This is a genomic window from Pirellulales bacterium (assembly GCA_019694455.1).
Taxonomy (GTDB): domain Bacteria; phylum Planctomycetota; class Planctomycetia; order Pirellulales; family JAEUIK01; genus JAIBBY01.
Map to the genome: position 1 here is coordinate 1 of JAIBBY010000005.1, position 21,479 is coordinate 21,479.

Here is a 21,479-nt window from a genome sequence, read left to right on the forward strand (position 1 = left end):
GAGAGGTGGCTGAGTGGTCTATAGCGCGGGTTTGCTAAACCCGTGACCGGGTTAACCGGTCCGCAGGTTCGAATCCTGTCCTCTCCGCTGAACTACGACATCCGGCTTTGCCGCGATCAAAACCCCTGACAGCTCAGGGGTTTTGTCGTTTGTGGGGCTGGCACAAAGCGAGTTCGGCCAATAGTCTCCAATCGCCGGGCTACGGTTGATGCTTTGCCGGTACCGGCGTTCATCGCTCCGATTTTCTCACTCGCCGCAACATTCAAGCGATCTTTGTGAGTCATCAGCGCCGACAACGAAAGGACCATGCGTGATCCACGACTGCCGCCTGACGTTGCTATTCCTAATACTGCTACTGACGCCGACGTCGGTTCTTGGCGGTGAACCTGAAGTCGTGGATGTGTATGTGCCGAAAGTCGACGGATTTGCGTCGATCCGCATCCCGTCGGTCGTGGTCAGCAAGCAAGGCACGGTTCTCGCCTTGGCTGAAGGGAGGGCCGCCGATGCCGACCAGGCCAAGAACAAAATCATCCTGAAACGCAGCACCGACGGCGGCAAGTCGTGGGGCAAGGTCACGGTCATCGCGGAAGACGGCGACAAAGCGCTCAACAACCCGTGCGCCGTAGTCGAGCGTGAAAGCGGTCAGGTGCTACTCATGTTTCAGTCGTACCCGGCGGGTATTGCCGAGCGCAGCGGCGAGATCATGCCTGGCTACGAAGGGGAGCGGGTCGTGCGTAACTGGCTCATCACCAGCGACGATGACGGCCTGACGTGGACCATGCCGCGCGACATCACGCGAGAGACGAAGCGGGAGCAGATTGTCACGACGATCGCGGGCGGGCCGGGCATCGGCATCCAGCTTCGGCACGGAAAGCACGCCGGCCGCCTTCTGATGCCGTTCAACGAGGGACCCTATGGCCTGTGGAACATCTACGCCGTCTACAGCGACGACCAAGGTAAAACCTGGGCAATGGGCGATGTGGCGCCAGGCGGCCTGATTAACGCTGGCAAGAACAAAAAAACCAGCACCGTGAACGAGGCGCAGTTCGTGGAATTGATCGATGGTTCGATCCGGTTCAACGTCCGCCGCTGGTCGGGTAAGCCGGTGCGGAAGACATGCGTCAGCGGCGATGGCGGCGGTACTTGGTCGAAGGTGGAAGACGTCCCAGGCCTCGCCGATCCAGGCTGCATGGGATCGGTGTTGCGATACACTGACTCGGCGGACGGGGCCAAGAGCCGCATTTTGTTTTCGGGGCCGCAAGGCGCCAAGCGTGAGAATGGCACAGTGTTCGTCAGCTACGACGAGGGCAAGACTTGGCCGGTGAAGCGGGTGCTGTGCCAGGGCGGCTTTGCGTACTCCTGCCTGACGGCGCTGCCAAACGGAGCGATCGGGTGCTTGTACGAAGCGGAAGGAACGAGCAAGATCGTCTTCGCACGCTTCACGCTCGAATGGCTGACCCGCGGCAACGACATTCTGGCGGACGGACAGCGATAACTCGATTCGATCCAGCCTCGCGGAGTTGAGTCGCATTTTGCGGGCAACCAGCACTTCCGGCCATTCGACACTGAGGAATGTCAGCCAGTTTGCATGCCGAACTTTGATGGCACTTCGAATTGCTCCGCTGAGCAGACGATCGCAATCAACATGGATTTAATCACGCCCGCATACCGATCGACGCTCGCGGCCGTGTACCGCGACAGCTTGCTCGACGACGTGATCCCCTTTTGGTTGCGGCACGGCATCGACCAAGAACATGGCGGTTACCTCACTGCCCTCGACCGGGATGGAACGGTGATCGATACCGACAAGTCGATCTGGTTTCAGGGACGCGGGGCATGGATGTTCGCCACCTTTTACAACAGCGTCGAAGAGAATCCAGAGTGGCTCGACGCCGCGCGGAGCGGCATCAATTTTCTGCGGCGTCATGGCGCTGGCCCCGGTGGCAAGTTGTACTTCACCGTCACGCGAGACGGCCGGCCGCTGCGGATGCGGCGGTATGCTTACAGCGAGTCGTTCGCCGCCATCGCCAATGCCGCTTACGCGCGTGCGACTGGCGATGGCCAAGCCGCCGCCGACGCCGTGTCGCACTTTGCTTCTTTTCTGAGCCATTCGTTCGCCGCGAGCACGATGGCGCCGAAGGTCGATCCAGCGACTCGCCCGACAATCGGCATTGGCCCGCTGATGATCTGCATTGCCACCGCGCAAGAACTGCGTGAGAACATCGGCGAGGTGGAGGTGAATGGACGAACATGCACCGAGTGGATCGACTGGGCGATCGAACGAATTGAACGGCTATTCGTGAAGGCCGAGTACGAGGTCGTCATGGAGCAAGTCGGTCCAAACGGTGAGATCATCGACCACTTTGACGGACGGCAACTGAACCCCGGCCATGCGATTGAGTGCGCGTGGTTTATCCTGCACGAAGGCAGCCTGCGCGACGACTCACGCCTAGTGCGGCTGGGGCTGACGATGCTCAACTGGATGTGGAAGCGCGGCTGGGACGCAGAACTTGGCGGAATCTACTACTTCCGCGACCTGCGGGGATTGCCGGTGCAGGAGTACTGGCACGACATGAAATTCTGGTGGCCACACTGCGAGGCGATCATTGCCACTTTGCTCGCCTGGACGCTGACAGGTGATGAGACATATACCCACTGGCACCGGCAGGTCCACGACTGGAGCTTTGCTCACTTCCCCGACCCAGAGTTCGGCGAGTGGTTCGGCTACCTGCACCGTGACGGTCAGGTGTCGGCGCCACTCAAGGGGAACATGTGGAAGGGGCCATTCCACCTGCCGAGGATGCTTTGGTACTGCTGGCGGTTGTTGGAGGCTCGCGAATGAGGGCGCTTCTGATGCTCGCACTGATCGGCGCCAACTCGAACGCCTTCTGCGGCGAATGGACAAAGCTGGCGCCGCTACCAGACAAAGAAGGCTTCGCCGGTTCGTTTGCCGGAGTTAGCAACGGCGCGCTGCTTGTTGCGGGCGGGGCAAACTTTCCCGACAAGAAGCCGTGGGAAGGGGGCGCGAAGGTTTGGCACGACCGCGTTTTCGCGCTGGAGAGCCAGAATGAGGAATGGATCGAGGCCGGCAAACTACCGCGTCCCCTTGGCTATGGCGTCAGCGTGACGCACCGTGGAGGCATGGTGTGTGTTGGTGGAAGTGACAGCCAGCGGCACTACGCCGATGCTTTTCGCTTGGAATGGAACGACGGCAAGCTCGTCACAGCAAAGCTCCCTGAGCTGCCAAAACCATTCGCCAACGGTTGCGGGGCGTTAGTCGGCGACGTGTTGTACGTTGCCGGCGGACAAGAACCGCCAGGCACGGAACTCACTTTGAAAACGGCTTGGCGGATTGACCTGTCGGCGACGGAGCCGAAATGGGAGCGTATCGAAGACTGCCCTGGTAGCGGACGCATGTTGGCGGCCGCTGCCGCCTGCGATGGCTCGTTCTGGTTAATTGGCGGAGTCGAGCTGGTCACTGGCAAGGATGGTAAACCGCAGCGGCGCTATTTATCGGACGCCTACCGCTATACACCAGGAAAAGGCTGGCAGCGCGTTGCCGATCTTCCGCACGCCATCGCTGCTGCTCCGTCTCCCGCTCTGTGCGATGCTACCGGCATTTACCTCCTCGGCGGAGATGACGGCGCGCAAGTTGGCTTGGCCCCTGACAAGCACCGAGGGTTCAGCAAGCAGATCTATCGATACGACGCAATGACAGCCAATTGGGCCGACGCGGGCAAATTGTCCGACCCGCGAGTAACCGCTCCCGCTGTGTGCTGGGATGGGGCATGGCTTGTGCCGAGCGGTGAAGTGCGCCCCGGCGTCCGCTCGCCAGAAGTTTTGGTCTTTCGGCCAGAGATGAAGGAGTAACCGCGGATATGCCCGACTCGACTTCGACGATCGCCCGAACGGCCTGGCTGATCGTGTTGCTGCTCATGCCGGTGGCGATGTTGAATTACCTCGACCGGCAGATGCTCGCGTCGATGCAAACTTCGGTGATGGACTCGATTCCGACGCTTGGTGAAGCGGAGAATCGCGAGGAGCTATGGGGCTTCATGCTCGGCCAGTTCAAGTGGGTCTACGCGGCATTCAGTCTGATCGGTGGATACATTGCCGATCGATTTAGCCGCCGCTACACGATTTGCGGCAGCTTGTTCGTTTGGTCGGCAGTCACGTGGTGGACCGGTCACGTGACGACTTACAACGAACTACTCTGGACACGCTCGCTGATGGGCATTAGCGAGGCATTCTATATCCCGGCGGCGCTTGCGCTCATCACCGATTACCACACTGGCCAAACCCGCTCGCGGGCCGTGAGTTTGCACCAGATGGCCATTTACCTCGGCGTGATCATCGGCGGGTTCGGCGGTTACATCGCCGCCAATCCAAACCTTGGCTGGCGGTTGGCCTTCACGGCCAGCGGCGTTGGCGGAATGCTCTACGCCATCCCGCTGGTATTGTTCCTCCGCGATGCAGAGAACTCGAATGAACGCCAAGCGGCGCCAAAGATCTCCCCGTTCGCTGCCGGCCGCGCGTTGTTCGCCAACGTGTCGTTTCTGCTGTTGATCTTGTACTTCACTCTGCCAGCAATGGCTGGGTGGGTGGTGCGCGATTGGATGCCGGCGATCCTCCAAAAGGAGTTCAAGATCGACCAAGGTCTGGCCGGCGTATCGGCAACGCTCTACTGGCAGGTGGCCGCCATTATCGGTGTTGCGATTGGCGGTTGGTTGGCCGACTACTGGATGCAAACCAACTACCGCGGCCGGATCTACGTGAGCGCGATCGGCATGTGCCTGATCGTGGCGGCGATCTTTGGCGTGGGCAACGCCGGATCGCTGACCGTGGCAATCGCGTTTCTGGTCGTATTCGGCCTCGGCTGGGGCTTTTTTGACTGCAACAACATGCCGATCCTGTCGCAGATCGTCGGCCCGCATTTGCGGGCGACCGGCTATGGCATCATGAACTTTTTCAGCATCAGCATCGGCGGGCTAGCCGACTGGGGCTTCGGTATCCTGCGCGATCGACAAGTGCCGCTGAGCGTCATCTTCGGCGTTTTTGCCAGCCTCGCGATCGTATCCGTATTTCTGGTACTGCTCATTCGACCCCGACCCGAACTCGCTGCCCGAGAGAACGCGTCATGACCATCCGGTTGCACGGCCTCGTCGCCGCCACCCACACCCCGTTCCACTCCGATGGCCAACTCAATCTCGACATTATCGAGCGGCAGGCCGAACACCTGATTCGTAACCGTGTGAAGACCGTGTTCATCGGCGGCAGCACCGGCGAAAGCCATTCTTTGACGATCGACGAGCGACTCGCGCTCGCCCGGCGGTGGAGCGAAGTCGCATGCGACGCCGGGTTGCGTCTGGTGGTTCACGTCGGTTCGAACTGCTTGGCCGACGCTCGCGCGTTGGCGGCACAGGCTCAGCAGCTTCGCGCGGACGCGATCGCCGCCTTGTCGCCTAGCTACTTCAAGCCCAAATCGCTTGACGCGCTCGTCGCCTGCTGCGCCGATATTGCTGGCGCCGCCCCTAGTACGCCATTCTACTTTTACGACATCCCGGCGCTGTCCGGCGTGCAGTTTTCGATGCCAGAGTTTCTGATCGTCGCGGCCGATCGCATTCCGACGCTGGCTGGCATCAAGTTCACGAACCCCGACCTGATGGCCTTTCAGAACTGCCTTCACACGCATGGGGGCCGGTTCGATATACCGTGGGGCGTCGATGAGTACCTGTTGGCGGCGCTGGCGGTTGGCGCGGTCGGCGGCGTTGGCAGCAGTTACAACTTTGCCGCCCCCGTCTACAACCGGATCATCGCCGCCGTCGAGCGCGGTGATCTTGCGGCTGCGCGAGCCGACCAGTACCGATCGGTGCGACTCATCGAACTGCTGGCCAGCTTCGGATATATGGCGGCGGCCAAAGCGGTCATGGGCCTTCTCGGTGTCGAGGTTGGACCTGCACGACTCCCGCACGCGAATCTCTCCGCAGAGCAACAATCGCAGCTACGAGCGAGCCTCGAACGCCTCGATTTCTTTACTTGGATCCGGCCGTGATGCGCGCTGTTTAGCCTTTGGCGTGGGCGCCGGCCATCGCCTCGCGGCGAGTGGGATACGACGGCAAGCGGCCATCGGCCTGGGCCGCTTTGAGCAGCACGCGATTCGCCGGCGACAGGCCGCACAGCCGCAACATGCCGCCGCGCTGCCGCAACCGGTGCGACAAGGCGATCAACTCGCCCAGCAAGTGGTCGCTGAGTGTCTCCACCTGATCGAGTTCAATCACCAGCCGATAGACAAAGTGCCGCTCGAGCGTATGCCACAAAGTGTCGGCCAAGGGGCCGTCTTCGCTCGGCGAGGTGGTCGCGGCATGCAATCGCGCGAACAAGCAATCGGGGCCGCGTTCGATAGTCAGCCCCCAAATCTGGGTCAGATGCGTCATGGCGCCGTTCCTTCGACTGCTGGCATCTACTGAGTTTCTGCCGCACATTACGATAAGCTACCCGCCAGAATTGGCAAAGCCGATTTCGCGCGCCGTATGCTAGCGAACCGAGCGCCGCGCGCAAACCACTTGCACTGGTGACGCAGCCGTTCGAAAATCGCCTCCGCTTGGGCAACTAAAAGGGGAGGACCAAAATGACGGAGAACCCGTACGCCGCGCCACTGCCGTTTTCGCCGAGCCCGGCGATTGGCGTCAAAAGCGGCCAACTCGCCGATTTGCAGGCCGTGGCCCGCTATCAAAAAGGAGTCATGGTTTGCATCCTCCTGTATTTTTGCTCCTTGGTAGGGGCCGCTGCAGTACCACAGGAGTTTGCGTTCCTGTTCGGCCTGGCGATTCTTGCGGTAATCGTCACAGGCGCGGCCTGTGTCGTTTTGTTGGCGCTCAAGGTCTATGGCGCCTTGCAGGGAATCTTGATGGGGGTAATCGCCTTGGTGCCTTGCTTCGGGCTCTTGCCGCTACTGCTCATCAATGCCAAGGCAACCCAGGTGTTGCGGCAAAATGGCGTACACGTGGGATTTTTTGGCGCTGACGCTCGCTCGCTGCCGCAAAACCCCTTTGGTCCGCCATCGTAGAGTACCGCATCGATCGAGTAGAATAAGCAACAGCGGACACGGCGCCGTGGTGTTCGCTGCCCACAATGACTTTGCCGGAGACCTGTGCCGATCATGCTCGAATATCCTTCCATGTTTCGCGTGCGGCAAATCCTCGAGCGCCCGTTGGTCCAGAACCCAGCCGCCGAGACCGAGCGCCAGTTAGCGCGCCTCAATCTGGCTAGTCGCGTCAAGCCCGGCCAATCGGTGGCCGTCACCGCCGGCAGCCGTGGCATCGCCAATATCCAGCACATCACCAAGGCGATCGTTGCCCACCTGTTGGCGCTGGGCGCCAAGCCGTTCATCGTGCCTGCCATGGGGAGCCATGGCGGGGGCACGGCCGAGGGACAGCGCGCGATAGTCGAAGGTTACGGCATGACAGAGGCGTTTCTCGGTTGCCCGATTCGCGCCAGCATGGAGACGGTGACCATCTGTCGCACGGCTGAAGGTTTTCCGGTCCACTTTGATCGGCAGGCCTTTGAGTCCGATCATGTCGTCGTCTGCGGGCGCGTCAAGCCGCATACCAACTTCGTCGGCGAAGTGGAGAGCGGACTGATGAAGATGATGCTGATCGGACTGGGCAAACACGAAGGCGCCAAGATCTATCACCGCGCCATTCAGGATTACAGCTTTCCGCAGATCATCAAGAGCGTGGCGGGCGAGGTGCTGGCGCGCTGCCGCATCTTGTGCGGCGTTGGCATTGTCGAAAATGGCTACGACGAAACCGCCAAGATCGAAGCCGTGCACCCCGATCAACTCGAAGAGCGCGAAAAGGAATTGCTGGTGCAGGCCCGCCAATGGATGCCCAAGCTGCCATTCGATCGCGTCGACCTGTTGATCATCGATCAGATCGGCAAGAACATCTCTGGCTCGGGCATGGACACGAACGTGGTGGGTCGCAAGTTCAACGATCACCGCGCCGCTGAGGACGAATGGCCCAAAGTGAAGAAAATTTGGGTGCGGGGCCTCACCGAGGAAACGCATGGCAACGCCGCCGGCATTGGCATGGCCGACTTTGCCAGCAGCCGCGCCATTGAGGCCACCAACTGGCACATCACCAAGATCAACTGTCTGACGGGCGGTCACATCACCGGCGCCGCCGCGCCGGCCCACTACGACACCGATCGCGAAGTGTTCGACGCGGCGCTGCAATCGATCGGTCTGGTCGAACCGCCGCAGGCCAGGATCTTATGGATCCGCAACACGCTGCATCTGGCCGAGGTGGAATGCTCGGCAATCTATCTCGACGAGGCTCGCCAGCGCGACGACCTGAAGATCAAGAGCGACCCGCGCGAGTTGGAATTCTCGCCCGAGGACAACCTAGTTCACTTCGGCCCGGAACTGGCGCTGCATCACTAGGACGCTTGGCCGGATCGAATTGCGCCGACTCATCGCATTTCCGCGATCTTCTTTAATGACACGGATGATCTTTCATGCTCGTGCTTAGTCATCGCGGATATCACGTCTCGGCGCCGGAGAACACGCTGGAGTCGTTCTCTCAAGCAGTCGCCATGAAGGTTGACGGAATCGAAACCGACCTACGAGTTGCTCGGGACGGCGAGATACTGCTATTTCACGATCGGTTGGCGCCCGACGGTCAAGAGGTGGTCGCGCTCACCCGCGCAGAGTTGAGCGAGCAGGTGGGCTATTCGGTCCCGAACGCTGACGACGCCGTGGCCGCACACGACCGGCTGTTCTGGAACCTGGAGATCAAGACGCCCGACGCGGTCGACGGCGCGCTGGCGATTGTCAAGAAGCATCGGGCGAGCCGGCGCCTCTTTTTGCTCACTTCGTTCTGGCACAGCGCCATCGACGAACTGGCCTGGAAGATCGACGACGACGCGGCGCTACGTGGCGCCGAAGATGTCCGACTTGGCCTACTCACCGCCGACCGACCGTTGAATCTGTTCTCGTTTCTCGGCATCTCCGAAACCAACTCCAAACCTCCGGTGCATGCCATCGTGTGGTACTACGACGTGGTCGATCCCAAATTGCTCGAAGAAGCCAAGCAGCTTGGCCTGGCCAATTGCGTCTATGGCGTGAAAACCGTGGCCGATCACCGGCAATGCCTCGATTGGAAACTAGACGCCGTAATTACTGACCGTCCGGAGTTTGTGGCAGAGGCGCGCCGCAACATATAGCGCTGTTGCTTGCGACTTTTACTTTACGTCGCTAGGTTGTTTGCTCCCGCGCGGCAAGCGAGAGCGAAACACCGCCCAATCCACGGAGTGCCATCGATGAAGCTTTTGCGCCCTCTGGAGAATCTGCGGCGAGTGTACTGCGCGGGGCCGCTGTTCAATGCCGCCGAACGGCGCGAGATGACCGACATTGCCAAGGCATTGGGCGACGGCGGATTCGAGACCTTTGTCCCACATTCCGATGGCCTCGAGTTCTCCCAGGTTCTGCCATATCTCCAGCAGCAAGGCTGCGATCACGGCGCCGCGGGGCGACTATTGCATGAGGCGATCTTTGCCCTCGATGTCTATCACGTGCTGGTCGGCTGCGGCTCGCTTGTCTTCAACATGAACGGCCGCATCCCCGACGAAGGGGGCGTGGCGGAAATGTCGATGGCCTGGATGCTCGGCAAACCGATCGTCATCTATAAGGAAGATGTCCGCTCCAAGATTGCCGGCCGCGATAACCCGCTGGTGGTGGGACAGACTAGTTTCCTCACCATCAGCGATATGTCGCAGCTTGCCCCGGCCCTTTCGGCCAAGATCGGCGCGCTCGAAGCGCCAATGGATTGGCAAACCCCTTGCCCGCCCCACCTGACCGAAGTCCTGCTGGCGGGCGAGACCTTTTGGCGCCGCATTCAAACGCTAGGCGCCGAGCGTCCGGCCGACCAGTTGGGCGACTGGATGCTGGAACTGTTCGCCAGCCGACTCGATGTTTCAGCTTCGCCCGCCCTGTCATAATCGACTTGCGCTGATCTATTCACTTTTGCCGCAACGCATGACCGACCTTCGCCAAATCCCGGAACTGGCCGCGCTCGATTCGAGCGGCGCGCTGGTCCGAATTCCGCCCGAAACCGATGTGCCGCTGACGCCGCGAGTGCGTTCATTGGTCGACACCACCGAGTTCCGCCGCTTGGCGCGGATCAGCCAGCTTGGCTTGGTTTCGCTGGTCTATCCGGCGGCGCATCATATGCGATTCGAACATTCGCTGGGCGTGTATCGGCTGGCCTTGCTCTATCTGCGACGGCTATCGTGCGACGAACGCTTCGCCGCCGTCATTTCGCCAGCGGACGCCGAAATCTTCATCGTCTCCGCCTTGCTGCACGACCTGGGGCACTGGCCCTTTTGCCATCCGATCGAGGACATTCGACTCGACCGCGTGCCCGACCACGAGATGTTCGCCAACAGCTTTTTGCTGGAAGGCGAAATTGCCGACGTGCTCCGCTCTGAGTGGCAGATCAACCCGCGCGACGTGGTGGGCCTGCTCTCCGAGCGCCCGCGCGACGCTCGCGGCCGCATCCTGGCGAGCATGCTGTCAGGTCCCATCGACATCGACAAGATGGACTATCTCGGCCGCGACAGCCTGCACTGCGGCGTGCCGTATGGGCGGCACTTCGACCAGGGACGGCTCATCGCCAGTCTCTGCCTCAACCAAGCGGGGGACGGATTGGCCATTCTTGATAAAGGCAAAACCGCCGCCGAGCTGATGGTCTTTGCCCGTTATGTCATGTTCAGCGAAGTCTACTGGCATCATGCGGTGCGGGCCGCCACCGCCATGCTGCAACGGGCGTTCTTCCTGTTGTATCAATCGCTCGACCTGGACGCGCTTTTTCGCCTGGCCGAGGGCCCCTTTATCGAGGCCTTGATTCAAAAGGCCGATCGCGGGCCGGCGCGCGACCTGCTGTTGGGGCTCTTTGGCCCCACGCGCCGCGTGTACAAGCGGGTGGCGCAGTACAGCATTGTCGAGGAGAGCGAGCTATACGCGCAGCTTGCGCGGCGTCCCTATCCTTGGCTGGTGCGCTGCGCCGAACACTTCGCCACGCTCGCCAGTAGCGAACTCAAGCGGGTGATCGCCCCACACGAAATACTGTTCGACGCGCCTCCGTTGGCCCGCGAGGTGGAGTTCGACGTCGATGTCTACTTCCCCAAGCAGGGGAGCTATCGGCCGCTGGGCGAGGTGTCGCCGGTGGTGCGGACCCTGGCTCGCGAGCAGTTTGACGACTACGTGAAGCGGGTCCGGCTGTTCGCGCACCCTCGCGTGGCCAGCGAACTGCGCGAACTACCCGAGCTGGCCACTGTCTTGCAAGAAGCGATCCAGCGCACGGGGAAAAGTTGAAGTGGCGAAGTCCGAGTCGGTCGAACCCGTGAATCTTGCCAGCAAATCCCAAGATTTCGCACGATTGGGCGGTCAATTCATGGTCGCAATATCGCGCGAAAACGCGGTTGAGATTGCCGTTTGAGAAGCTAGAATTGAGCGATTCCGGCGCGCGGGCGAGGCCCCTCCTCCAACGCGTCGGTTGCGGACGGGTAGCTCAGTTGGTAGAGCAACGGACTGAAAATCCGTGTGTCGGCGGTTCGATCCCGCCCCCGTCCACTTGCTTTCTCTATCGTCGCTTGGCGATCGTCGATCCGATTCCAGCGTAAGCGCCGGGCCGATCAGCAAGTTGGGCACACTTGCGCTCCGACTACGGAGCCAAGATTTCGAGGCTGGCAGACTGAGGCCCAAGATTGAAGTCGCCGGTAAGCGAGCCTAGGTCAACGGCGTCAAAATCGCCGGTGAAGTCCGCGTAGTTGAGCAAAGTGAGCATCGTGCCGGCGGCTGGACTGAAGCCGTCGGTAAACCGGACGCTCAAACTTCCCCCGAGCGTTGCCCCTCCCACAATCTTTAGTCTTGGCGACCTGGAAGATGAATTCACTTCGAGCGTCAAGCTCCCCCCCGGCCGCTGCTCAAACGTGCCAGACAATTCGACGTTTGCAGTCGACCGAAGAATGATCGATCCGGAGTTCTGCCAGGACTTCATGTAGCGAGTGTTTCCCGATATTTCAAGAATACCTTCGTTGATCAGCAGTGTTCTATAACTGAACGAGGTATTGTATTCGGCGATAATGCGCCCTTGGTTCCGGACCACACTGGCGTCGATGTTGCCATATTTGCCGCTGATGATAATTCCGGGGGCAATTCGCAGTTCCCGATTGGCGGCGGTTAAGCTGATCTTATTCGAACCATAGCCGTCAAAAAGTATGACCCCCGATCCGCTCAAGGTTCGGTCTGCGTCATCGTCAAAAATGAGTCCTCCGGACTTGGTGTTCTGACCAAGTCGCGCGACGCCTATGAACTCCAAATCTCCTTTAATATGGAGAGTGAGGTTTGTGTCGGCAGCCAAGTCCAGATCGCAGGCGAGCACGACATGATCGAGCAAGTTATTGGGTTCGCCAGTTTTCATCTCCTGGGCCGTGATTCCATACCCGTCGTGGCCGGTAATTCGACCGTTCTGGATCGTCCCTCCAGCGAGGGTCCAAGAACCAGTCTGGGCATTGAGCTCCAAATCGCCTGAGTAAACCCCTGAAAGTAGAATGGTCGAATTCACATTCTGCAGTTCACCCACTCGCTCACGCGTGAGATTGCCTTTCAGCGTGACGGTCGCGTCTTGAGTCTGAATCAGGCCGAGGTTGGTCCAGTCGCCGTTGAGCAACAATTTGCCGCCGTTTGGCATGCGGATGGCTCCTTCGTTGACGAAGGTCCCTTTGCCATCTCCCAAGATGGTCAACGAATAATAAAACTCCATCGTACCTTGATTAACGATGCCTCGTCCCACCTTCAGAAATCCGCCGCGAACCAACATGGTCGAGGGAATGATCGCTGGAGTGGTCTGTGACCAGCAATTGATCGAGCTGCCATCTTGGTTCGAGAAGTGCAACACTCCTCCCCCGGTCAGCACCGGCACCAGGTTGCCGCTGGAATCCCCGAAAACAACGCCACACGAACCGCCCCCCACACCAAACGCGATCATGGCGTCTAATTGCAGCGCATTGTAGATGCCGAGGCTGGCGCCACCGGGGAACTTGAGGTCATAGGTGACGTGTACATTGTCGAATGCGTACCAACTGTCGCGCTCAAAGTTGAGTTGCGTCGTACCTTGTCGCGTCAGCGTGCTGTTTACGAACTTGGCGCCCGCCTTCACGTTCCACGCCGCCGCAACGTTGTTCACTTCCAAGTCGCCGGTCATGGTTCCCGCCAGGTTGACCACCGCTCCCAGGTAGTCAATTCTGGCGAGCTCTTGCGACGAATATGACCCATTGAGACTCAGTACGGCCGAACGCGCCAGAATTTGTCCTTCGTTCGTCCATGTGCCGCCCAGCGATAAGTTGGCGCTTGGTCGCACTTCCACGATCCCGGCCTGAACTGTGGTTCCATACGCGCCCAGTTGAAAGCTTCCCAACTCGAAAATGGTCGCGCGGCTGCGATTTGTGATGCGCCCTTTGGAAATGAAGCTGAGGATTCCCCCGTTCTCGACTTCCAGACTCACTCCCTCGATGATCAACTCACTCGCCAGATCGGTATTGCCCAGCGTCACGTTGGCTCCGACCAACCTGGCGGTCCCGCTTCCCGACCAGCGTTGCACGGTGTCTCTCGAATCAAACGCTAGAGGGCCTTCCAGCCGCAAATTGCCAACCTGACGCAGGCCATGCCTGACTTGGGCGCCTCCGCGCAGCGTGAAGTCTCCACTCAGCGTCGCATTGTCGAGCGTCAGGCCGCCGATGTCGGAAATCACATCTGATGCGATAGAACGGGTGATGATTCCGTCTTTGAACGTGGCGCGATTCAGTTTCCAAACAGAGGTCGCCGCGTCGAAATCAAAATCCCCTAGCACAACGCCCGACAGTTCGATCGACGCGGCCTGCAACTCGCCGACGTCCTCGCGCCGAAATTCGCCCCCCAGTACGATGGTGGCCTGATCAGCAGTGATTGTGCCCAAATTCTTCCATTTGCCGCCAACAGTCAAACGCGATCCAGGACGCGCCTCAATTATCCCTTGATTGACAAAGGAGCCGTAGTCGACGATCGAGTACTGATCATTGGCAGTCTCCGCGAGAATGCGCCCTTGATTGACGATCGTGCCGCGCGGATCGGAATTGGAAATCGCAAACCTGCGGCCGCGCAGCGTGATGCCTGATTCGATCGTCAACGTCCCTGCGGCGCCTTCACGCTGGCTGGTGTTTTGAATCAATGGTGAGGTTGTAAAGCTCCGCAGATTGGACACCACCTCGCCGCTACCGCGGAGAAATAATCCCGGCGAGTCGCCATCCACAAAGTACAGGAAGTTTCCGTTATCTCCTCCTTCGATCGTGCCGTTCAACGTCAGGCCATTGCGAATCTTCAGAAAACTACTGTTGGGCGCCAACAAGTAACCCTGGATGACGACATTGTCTAGATACGAATACCCTGTTCCAAGGCCCAGTTTTACTTCCGTCGTCAGGTCGATGACGCCGTTTTTGACGGTTCCGCCCTGCAGTATCCAAATTCCGGTGGATTGGTCTAATCGCACGTCGCCATTAAGGACGCCAACAATCTGCACGATGCCGGATTGACGGTCGAAGCTCCCTAGATCCGTCATGGCGAAGTCGCCGCCAAAATTCAATTTGCCGTTCAGCAATTGAATCGTGCCCTGATTACTCCAGTCTCCCCCGAGTCGCAGCTGTCCCCCCTCCTCGATCAGCAACTCCCCTTCGTTGCGGAAATGACCCGTGTCTCCTGCCAGCAGTTCCAATCCGGTTTCCCACCCGCTAGGCGACTGAATCCTCTTCGCCTCGATGCGCCCCCGATTCACGATCGTACCTGTCGCGTACTCGTTCGTTAGTTGGCCGCGCTGCCCACGCAGCACCACGCCGGCGCCGATTTCGAGCGTGCCCGGCGTCTCGGCATCGCCGCAGCGATTGACAATCAACGTGCCCACATTCGCGCCGATTTCCAGCACGCCATTGCCGCTGACTGTGGCCGACGTCCCATTGCCGAACCACAAAAAGCCGACCACAGTGAAGACCGAATTGATCTCTATTCGATCCGTGACGAGCAACCGCGAATCGAAGTTATTGGGATAAGATTTCGCGGCCGTGTTCAAGGTGATATTCGTCAGCGTGCCGCTCAAGAACTCGATCTTGCTGCCCCCCGCCCGCTCGTTAAGCGTGGCGTCGATGAGTGTTCCGCCGTTTACAGTCAAGGCGGCCGTTTCCAATGAATCGGCGACTCGTAATGATCCGCCCAACAACTCGATCGCTTGACCCGATTGAATGCCGCGAACTGAAATCTCGCCCGCGCGAATAATCACCGATGGTCTAGGATACTGTGAGCCCGCGATCAGCACGATATCGGCCGGACCGGGCAGCTTTCCGTTGATCCAGTTCGCGGAGTCGTCCCAGTATCGCGAATGAAGCCCCTCCCAGACGGCAACGCTTTGGTGAAAGTGATCCGACCATACGGTGTAGTCGGCGCCATCGACGACACCATCACCGGTGTAGTCGCCTTGACTATAAACTGCATCATGCGCGCGAAAATGATCGGCCCAATTCACGTAGTCGCCGCCATCAATTGCCAAGTCGCCGTTCGCGTCACCCGGCAGAAACCTTTGCAAATTCAGGATCGGCGGCGAGTAGGGTGATTCAACCCCCTGGGCGTCCGCGATTTTTGAGAAAAGATAAACGCCTTCAGGAAGCACATACGGAAATACCTTTTCAAAATCAGCAGTGCCATCCGCGCTGGCCACGATCGAAAGGGTTCCAAGAGTGACCTCTTGGCTGCTTTCCGTGCTTCCCCGGACCAAAGTGATCGTGTACGAAGCACTTGACAGGCCAGCGCCCATTCGACCCCGAACCGTCATAACTCCATCCATGCTGAGGGCGGAAACCAAACTCACCGATGGTGAAGTCGCGACGGCGCTCGCGATCGCCGAAGGCACGTTCGTAGCCGCGCTGATTCCGGCCTGGAAAGACGACGCTGAAAGTAAGCTGCGCGACTCCAAAATCTCCAATGCAGCGCGTCGCCCGAGCGCTCCCCGCATCGATTGTTGGTTGCAGATCGCAATTTGTGGTCTGCCCCGTCGACTCATCGTAATCACCAAAGCTTGGTCTGCGATGCTCGCCAGATGGCGGAACTAGAATGTCGAAGCGGGGACATTATAAGCTGGCAAATCGCGCGGCGACACATTAGAAGTGCCCTCGAATCGTTGGTTCGATCCCGCCCCCGTCCACTTGCACGTCTTGCAGCGTTTTCGCTCAGTGACATGATCTTCGCCACTGCCCGCGAGTGCGAGGCTGGGTCGAATCGACGGGCTCAATTGACCCGCGACGCTTGCTCAATTGGCTCGTAACGGGTCAGTGATTCGCCCGCGAAGGTTCGGCGTTGAATTCACCCAGGCGACCTTTTTCCGGAAGATGCTCGCTCAAAATGAAGTGAGGGCGGGCATGCTCATTCACAAACGCCGCCACGTCGAGCGCTTCCTGATCGGTCAAATCGGTTTCGTCGAGCGGCATCGAAACCTTCAGCCACGAGGCCAGCTTATTCACATTCGCCAACCCCGCACCGTCATTGTACGACCGATCGCCCCAAACTGGCGGGTTGTCCTCAATGCCTTGGCCGTCTTCGCCATGACAGGAGGCGCATCGCTCCGCGTATAAGACTTGGCCGCGGTCACTATCTGCCTGCTGGGCGTCTAACCGCAGTGGCACGACGGCGTTTGGCCCCGCAGGTCGAATGGCGTTCATGCGGATTGGCTGCTCGGCTGAGAGCCAGGTAATGTAGGCGGTGATCGCGACCGAGGCTTTGCTTCCCAACGGCGGCCGGATCCCGTTGCAGCTACGCATGAAGCAATTCAAGACGCGCTCCTCCAGCGAAATGACGCGGCCCTCGCGCGGCGACCAGGCCGGATAGGCCGTCGCAACGCCGATGAACGACGCAGCCTTGAGGTCCGTGCCATCCTTCAGATGGCACGAGGTGCAGTTAAGCGCGTTGCCGACAAAGGGCCTCGATAATGGATTCTCGGTTGTGTGCTCGATCAGTTCGCGCCCCAGTCGAATCGTATCGCCCAACTCACCCGGTGGCAGCGGCCGCTCAGTCACTGGCGCCCCGGCGCCTCGCGGTTGGGCTGCCGCCAGCAGGCCCGACAACAAACACGCGCCAGCCAGGATGCTCATTCGCCACGCGTACCACTGTGCGGCGAACTGCGTGGTGTTCGGCCGCCTCACGGCGCCACCTTCTCAAACACCACAAAATAATTCTCTTGTAATAGATCGCCTTCTTCGCGCGCCTTGCGAAATCCCGCTTGGGCAATCTCGCTTTCAAAGGTCTCCTGGCCGGCGCGGACATGCGACATGATCCAATCCGAACTCTTGCCTTCGACGCGTTGGAAGTCGATCAGTATCACTCGGCCGTCCGGCTTCAGGGCGCGATGGAGCGACACCATCGTCTTCTGCGGGAATTCAAAGTGGTGATACGCGTCGCAGATAAACGCCACATCGACCGACTCGGGCGGCAACTCGGTGGAATCGGCCTTGCACAGCAACGTGTCGACGTTCCGCCGCTCCGCCGCGCGGCTGTCCTGCGCGATGTGATCGAGAAACTTCTGGGCAATGTCGACGGCAATCACACGTCCTTTGTCACCCACCGCCTCGGAAAGCAGCCGCGTGAAAAGTCCGGTGCCGGCGCCGATGTCGGCCACCGTTTCGCCCGGTTCAATCCGACAGGCCGCGACGATTTCGTTACGCAGGTGGAATACTTCGCGGCTCTCCACCTCGAACTTGCCAATAAAGTCGTGCACGTCCGGGTTTTGGAAGGAGTCGTTGATTCCGGGCCGGACGCTCGTTTCCTGAGCATGCCCGCTCCGCGCTGAGCAGGCGAGGATCAAGCAAATCAAGAGTTTGCTCACTAATCGCATATCGAGGCGCTCCGTGGTTTCGGATTGTTCCGGTACTACGCGACGAGTTGTCGGCTGCACGCGCCATGCCGGACGGCGCGTATTCCCTTGCCGGTTGAATCGCGCCAGTTGTTTCACTCGTTATTCTGACGGCTACAACTGGTTGAATCCAGCGAGTTCGAGTCGTCCACTGGCCATCGCCGTCGATCGGCGATTTCGCGATCCATTAGCCACAACAAGATTTGTTCGCCTGCGTTGCGCAGGCCGTTGAGGAGTTCTCGCCGCCAGCTACCTGATTCCACGGCATCCGGGCAAGCAGCATGCCCATGGCGCAGGTATCGGTGACTCCGGCGAAGACGAGTCCGGCACCAACAAACGCAGCCAAACCAATCCAATACACGCTAACAAACGCGCTGAGCAGCGAAGCTGTCAATACTATTAGCCCTGCCGCAATGCGCACCTGCCGCTCCAGCGAGATCGTCTTCTTGCCGCGCGCGACGGGCAGACCGGCCTGTTCCCACGCCAGCGTGCCGCCATCGATATTCACGATGTTTGAGAATCCGGCGGCTGCGAATTTCTCGCAAGCCTTCCTGCTCCGGGCACCCGATCGACATATGACATAGAGCGGCCGCGCGGCGTCGTGGCTGGCGGCGCACTTCGCCGCATCCAATTGGTCCAACGGGACGTTCCGCGCGAGACCCACATGCGCCTCGCGAAACTCCGCTGGCGTCCGCACGTCGATCAAATCGACCAACGTGCCAGCCTGCGCCAAGTCGAACAGTTGACGTGGGGAAATCGTGTTGATCGTCATGTCGTCCTCCTGAATCATCTCGATGGAGACATCGATAGGCAAGTATTTTACGAACAGCCAGTCGAAAACAATTCAGCGGCTGGCCGCCGCGTCGAACCGCTCCTCGACGCAGCGCATGATGCTCTTCAGATGGGGATCCGCCACACGGTAAAACACCTTGCGTCCCTCCTTTTCGCTGGTGAGAAAGCCACAGCGTTGCATCAGCCGCAAATGTTCGGACGCCATTGCCGTTGGCAGCTCGCACGCCTCGGCCAATTCGCCCACGGAATAATCCCCCGCGAGCAACATTTGGATCATTCGCAACCGATGCGGATGCGCCAGCACGCGCAAGCACTCCGCCGCCTGGCTCAGGGCCTCCAAATCAGTCCAATGTTTCTTGGCCTTGCTCATGCGAACCTCTCTTGGACAATCTAATATATCGGAACATTCCGACTTGTTAACTCAAAGAATCTGGAATCTGGAATTACTTCTGGCGACGAGCATTTCTGAGTCGTCCCGGCGCTGGGTAACCACAACCTGCGGAATTCGGATTTCGGTAGTCGTTGTTTCCAGAGGCGCGGAGACATTTATTCGTCAGGCCGGCATGTCTGGCTCGGTTGATGCTCAAAGAATCAAAATGTTCACGATTTGCGAATTTACGTCAGCAATTATTGAAAATTGACTGCGCCAACTCTTGGCAATGGCTGCCGATGGACAATACTGGAGCGATGCGGTAGCTGACACCCCTTTGGCACGTTCAATGACCGGCCTCACTCAAACTCGGCCGACTTGGCATGACCTGCACGAGGCTCGGCTGGCGCGCCGCCTTCGCGAGGAATGGATCAACACGCTCACGCATGCGATTGGATGCGCGCTAGGGGTGGCTGCGGTTGTCGGACTGACCATCACCGTCGTGCAACACGGCAATGGCGCCCAAATCTTTGCCTGCGTCGTTTACGGCGCCGCCTTGATCTCTGTCTATTTGGCGTCGTCGCTTTCGCATGCGTTGCATCAATCGCGTTGGCGTCAGGCGGCGCGAATGCTCGATCAGGCGTTCATCTTTTTGCTCATCGCCGGCACCTTCATGCCACCGGCCATGACTTACCTGCCGCGAGGACGGTGGTGGATCGTGCCGGCCGTCATGTGGGGGATCGCGCTCGCCGGCTTCGTCTCCAAGGCCTTCTTCGCCCACCGAGTGGAAGCTGTCACGGCACGGTTGCATCTCCTTTTGGGGTGGATGCCCGTGTTGGCCGCCAAGCCATTGATCTTGGTCGCGCCGGTCGGCATGTTTGCGTGGTTTGTCGCGGGCGGAGTTTGCTATACGCTCGGCACCCTATTCCTGCATCGCGACCATCTGCCATATTTTCATGCGGTTTGGCATCTACTGGTCATCGCGGGCAGCATTTGCCACTTTATCGCCATTTGGGTGTACTGCACGGCGCCGCTTGCCTGATTGCCTTGAGTAGTGGAGCGTGAGCCATTTTAGTGACTTTGCCGAGCTTGTGCCGCCTGATTGCGTTACTGTGCGTGACCCAATTGACACTAGCCGGCGCATCAGTTGCGGCCACTGAAGCCGTAGCGGCTCCAGCGCGGTTCTTGTTCACGTCGCAAGGCAAGACCGCGATCGCGAATGCCGATGGAAGCGACTTGCGATACTTGGAATTGGATGCGCCAGGTCAGGCAACCTGGCAGCCCGGACCAAGTTTTGCGGATGGTCGGCACATTGTCCTGCTCAGCATGGAACCTCGCCGCGACGGCATCGGCAAGCCATTCGAAGAGTTCTATACCCAAACGCCGACACACCTATGGCGCTACGATCTGGACTCGGGAGACCTTGCGGAACTTTGCACCAAGAATCGGTTGGCCCCGTTTGTCACCCCGGCCTTGTTGCTATCAGACGATCGCCTGTTGGTGCAAGTAGTGCGCGACAAGGTGGGGCAAATATTCAGTGTTCGGCTCGATGGCAGCGACCCGCGCGAGTTCACCCGCGCGGGCGAGGGTTTGCCATATGGGTTGAGCCTGAGCCCTGATGGCCAGCGGGTGGCGTTCCATCTGGCTAGCCCGCAAGGTTACCAGATTTGGACCAGTGACCTCGACGGCCAGAATCGGATGCAAGTGGCAGGGCATCCAGATCATTTGTACTTTGGCACCAGTTGGTCGCCGGACGGCAAATGGATTCTGTTTGTCGATTGTCTCTACAAGAACGACCCGGGACACGATTGGTGTGATGTGTGCGTTGGCAGAGCAGATGGCGCTGAACTTCGCGTGCTGACGAGTGGGCAAGCGATGTGGTTCGCTGCCACCTATGGCGACCCGACGACTCGCGGCGGTGGATCGAACCTGCCCGCTTGGACGCCGGAGGGCAAGATTCTGTTTCCTCGACGACTGCCAGAATCTAAAGTCGCGTGGGAGTATCAAGCCAACCGCGTCGACGTGGATCATTTCAATCGCGATTTCAAGCCAGAACTAGCGCATGGCGGCACGGAGATTTGCCTTCTCGATCCGAGGAACGGCGAGCAAAAAGCGCTGACGCGGAACGCCCCCTCGATGTGGGACTTTCGAGCCAGCGCATCGCCCGATAGTCGGTGGATTGTGTTTTGCCGCGCGGCAACGGGTGGCGAGCCGAGCATTTGGGTGATGAACGCAAACGGCGAGAACGCGCGCCGAATTACTGGTGGCGTGGACGATCGCGGGGCCGATCATCCTCGCTGGCTGACCAGGTAACTACCTCCCAATCTGCACGT

General features: G+C 59.6%; 19 protein-coding genes and 2 tRNA genes. 15 read left to right on the plus strand and 6 right to left on the minus strand.

All coding sequences use genetic code 11. The features are described 5' to 3' along the window. The 6 genes from K1X71_03575 (at position 1) to K1X71_03600 (ending at position 6,052) form a co-directional block, all read left to right on the plus strand. Positions 1 to 87: transfer RNA gene (locus K1X71_03575), tRNA-Ser, on the plus strand. Positions 88 to 310: 223 nt separating this feature from the next. Then, positions 311 to 1,495, plus strand: coding sequence for a glycoside hydrolase (locus K1X71_03580; GenBank protein MBX7072204.1), 1,185 nt, complete (start codon positions 311 to 313; stop codon positions 1,493 to 1,495). 159 nt (positions 1,496 to 1,654) lie between these two features. After that, complete coding sequence (locus K1X71_03585) at positions 1,655 to 2,842, plus strand: AGE family epimerase/isomerase (protein MBX7072205.1); 1,188 nt, start codon at positions 1,655 to 1,657, stop codon at positions 2,840 to 2,842. 11 nt (positions 2,843 to 2,853) lie between these two features. Beyond that, on the plus strand, positions 2,854 to 3,870 hold the full coding sequence (locus K1X71_03590) for a hypothetical protein (GenBank protein ID MBX7072206.1): 1,017 nt from the start codon (positions 2,854 to 2,856) through the stop codon (positions 3,868 to 3,870). Between the two features lie 8 nt (positions 3,871 to 3,878). Next, positions 3,879 to 5,141: an MFS transporter gene (locus tag K1X71_03595; protein ID MBX7072207.1), complete on the plus strand. Its 1,263-nt coding sequence runs from the start codon at positions 3,879 to 3,881 to the stop codon at positions 5,139 to 5,141. Beyond that, the gene (locus K1X71_03600) at positions 5,138 to 6,052 is read left to right on the plus strand and encodes a dihydrodipicolinate synthase family protein (protein ID MBX7072208.1); all 915 of its coding nucleotides are present in this window, start codon (positions 5,138 to 5,140) and stop codon (positions 6,050 to 6,052) included. The genes K1X71_03595 and K1X71_03600 overlap by 4 nt, the downstream gene beginning before the upstream one ends. A gap of 10 nt (positions 6,053 to 6,062) precedes the next feature. On the opposite strand, the gene K1X71_03605 is transcribed toward K1X71_03600, so the two are convergent. Beyond that, a complete protein-coding gene (locus K1X71_03605) occupies positions 6,063 to 6,434 on the minus strand; it encodes a hypothetical protein (protein ID MBX7072209.1) in 372 nt (123 codons plus the stop codon). 194 nt (positions 6,435 to 6,628) lie between these two features. On the opposite strand from K1X71_03605, the gene K1X71_03610 reads away from it, so the two are divergent. From K1X71_03610 to K1X71_03635, 6 genes are all read left to right on the plus strand, one after another. After that, the gene (locus K1X71_03610; protein ID MBX7072210.1) at positions 6,629 to 7,066 is read left to right on the plus strand and encodes a hypothetical protein; all 438 of its coding nucleotides are present in this window, start codon (positions 6,629 to 6,631) and stop codon (positions 7,064 to 7,066) included. Positions 7,067 to 7,156: 90 nt separating this feature from the next. Continuing rightward, on the plus strand, positions 7,157 to 8,443 hold the full coding sequence (locus K1X71_03615; protein ID MBX7072211.1) for a DUF362 domain-containing protein: 1,287 nt from the start codon (positions 7,157 to 7,159) through the stop codon (positions 8,441 to 8,443). Positions 8,444 to 8,517: 74 nt separating this feature from the next. Continuing rightward, the gene (locus tag K1X71_03620) at positions 8,518 to 9,225 is read left to right on the plus strand and encodes a glycerophosphodiester phosphodiesterase (GenBank protein MBX7072212.1); all 708 of its coding nucleotides are present in this window, start codon (positions 8,518 to 8,520) and stop codon (positions 9,223 to 9,225) included. A 96-nt stretch (positions 9,226 to 9,321) separates the two neighbouring features. Next, on the plus strand, positions 9,322 to 9,999 hold the full coding sequence (locus tag K1X71_03625) for a nucleoside 2-deoxyribosyltransferase (GenBank protein ID MBX7072213.1): 678 nt from the start codon (positions 9,322 to 9,324) through the stop codon (positions 9,997 to 9,999). A gap of 37 nt (positions 10,000 to 10,036) precedes the next feature. Beyond that, entirely contained in the window at positions 10,037 to 11,374 is a 1,338-nt protein-coding gene (locus K1X71_03630; protein ID MBX7072214.1) for an HD domain-containing protein, read from the plus strand. A gap of 185 nt (positions 11,375 to 11,559) precedes the next feature. Then, positions 11,560 to 11,632 (plus strand) — tRNA-Phe (locus K1X71_03635). 91 nt (positions 11,633 to 11,723) lie between these two features. Here the strand turns inward: K1X71_03635 and K1X71_03640 are convergent. Continuing rightward, positions 11,724 to 15,800: a hypothetical protein gene (locus K1X71_03640; protein ID MBX7072215.1), complete on the minus strand. Its 4,077-nt coding sequence runs from the start codon at positions 15,798 to 15,800 to the stop codon at positions 11,724 to 11,726. A 124-nt stretch (positions 15,801 to 15,924) separates the two neighbouring features. Here K1X71_03640 and K1X71_03645 point away from each other — a divergent pair, with 124 nt between their 5' ends. Then, positions 15,925 to 16,191 carry a hypothetical protein gene (locus tag K1X71_03645; protein MBX7072216.1) on the plus strand — a complete coding sequence of 89 codons (267 nt, stop codon included), beginning with the start codon at positions 15,925 to 15,927 and terminating at the stop codon, positions 16,189 to 16,191. Between the two features lie 216 nt (positions 16,192 to 16,407). On the opposite strand, the gene K1X71_03650 is transcribed toward K1X71_03645, so the two are convergent. From K1X71_03650 to K1X71_03665, 4 genes are all read right to left on the minus strand, one after another. After that, a complete protein-coding gene (locus K1X71_03650) occupies positions 16,408 to 17,226 on the minus strand; it encodes a c-type cytochrome (protein MBX7072217.1) in 819 nt (272 codons plus the stop codon). A gap of 47 nt (positions 17,227 to 17,273) precedes the next feature. After that, on the minus strand, positions 17,274 to 17,966 hold the full coding sequence (locus K1X71_03655; protein MBX7072218.1) for a methyltransferase domain-containing protein: 693 nt from the start codon (positions 17,964 to 17,966) through the stop codon (positions 17,274 to 17,276). Positions 17,967 to 18,171: 205 nt separating this feature from the next. Continuing rightward, complete coding sequence (locus K1X71_03660) at positions 18,172 to 18,750, minus strand: DUF2892 domain-containing protein (protein MBX7072219.1); 579 nt, start codon at positions 18,748 to 18,750, stop codon at positions 18,172 to 18,174. A 78-nt stretch (positions 18,751 to 18,828) separates the two neighbouring features. Continuing rightward, the gene (locus K1X71_03665; protein ID MBX7072220.1) at positions 18,829 to 19,146 is read right to left on the minus strand and encodes a metalloregulator ArsR/SmtB family transcription factor; all 318 of its coding nucleotides are present in this window, start codon (positions 19,144 to 19,146) and stop codon (positions 18,829 to 18,831) included. A gap of 349 nt (positions 19,147 to 19,495) precedes the next feature. On the opposite strand from K1X71_03665, the gene K1X71_03670 reads away from it, so the two are divergent. After that, complete coding sequence (locus K1X71_03670) at positions 19,496 to 20,188, plus strand: hemolysin III family protein (GenBank protein ID MBX7072221.1); 693 nt, start codon at positions 19,496 to 19,498, stop codon at positions 20,186 to 20,188. 284 nt (positions 20,189 to 20,472) lie between these two features. Beyond that, a complete protein-coding gene (locus K1X71_03675; GenBank protein MBX7072222.1) occupies positions 20,473 to 21,459 on the plus strand; it encodes a hypothetical protein in 987 nt (328 codons plus the stop codon). Positions 21,460 to 21,479: the final 20 nt, after the last annotated feature.

Excerpts from the sequence above, each read along its gene's own strand:
- K1X71_03655 (MBX7072218.1), bottom strand. The coding sequence starts at position 17,966 with ATGCGATTAGTGAGCAAACTCTTGATTTGCTTGATCCTCGCCTGCTCA.
- K1X71_03665 (MBX7072220.1), bottom strand. The coding sequence starts at position 19,146 with ATGAGCAAGGCCAAGAAACATTGGACTGATTTGGAGGCCCTGAGCCAG.
- K1X71_03645 (MBX7072216.1), top strand. The coding sequence starts at position 15,925 with ATGCTGAGGGCGGAAACCAAACTCACCGATGGTGAAGTCGCGACGGCG.
- K1X71_03625 (MBX7072213.1), top strand. The coding sequence starts at position 9,322 with ATGAAGCTTTTGCGCCCTCTGGAGAATCTGCGGCGAGTGTACTGCGCG.
- K1X71_03670 (MBX7072221.1), top strand. The coding sequence starts at position 19,496 with ATGACCGGCCTCACTCAAACTCGGCCGACTTGGCATGACCTGCACGAG.
- K1X71_03605 (MBX7072209.1), bottom strand. The coding sequence starts at position 6,434 with ATGACGCATCTGACCCAGATTTGGGGGCTGACTATCGAACGCGGCCCC.
- K1X71_03600 (MBX7072208.1), top strand. The coding sequence starts at position 5,138 with ATGACCATCCGGTTGCACGGCCTCGTCGCCGCCACCCACACCCCGTTC.
- K1X71_03630 (MBX7072214.1), top strand. The coding sequence starts at position 10,037 with ATGACCGACCTTCGCCAAATCCCGGAACTGGCCGCGCTCGATTCGAGC.
- K1X71_03675 (MBX7072222.1), top strand. The coding sequence starts at position 20,473 with ATGGAACCTCGCCGCGACGGCATCGGCAAGCCATTCGAAGAGTTCTAT.
- K1X71_03650 (MBX7072217.1), bottom strand. The coding sequence starts at position 17,226 with ATGAGCATCCTGGCTGGCGCGTGTTTGTTGTCGGGCCTGCTGGCGGCA.
- K1X71_03620 (MBX7072212.1), top strand. The coding sequence starts at position 8,518 with ATGCTCGTGCTTAGTCATCGCGGATATCACGTCTCGGCGCCGGAGAAC.
- K1X71_03610 (MBX7072210.1), top strand. The coding sequence starts at position 6,629 with ATGACGGAGAACCCGTACGCCGCGCCACTGCCGTTTTCGCCGAGCCCG.
- K1X71_03595 (MBX7072207.1), top strand. The coding sequence starts at position 3,879 with ATGCCCGACTCGACTTCGACGATCGCCCGAACGGCCTGGCTGATCGTG.
- K1X71_03590 (MBX7072206.1), top strand. The coding sequence starts at position 2,854 with ATGCTCGCACTGATCGGCGCCAACTCGAACGCCTTCTGCGGCGAATGG.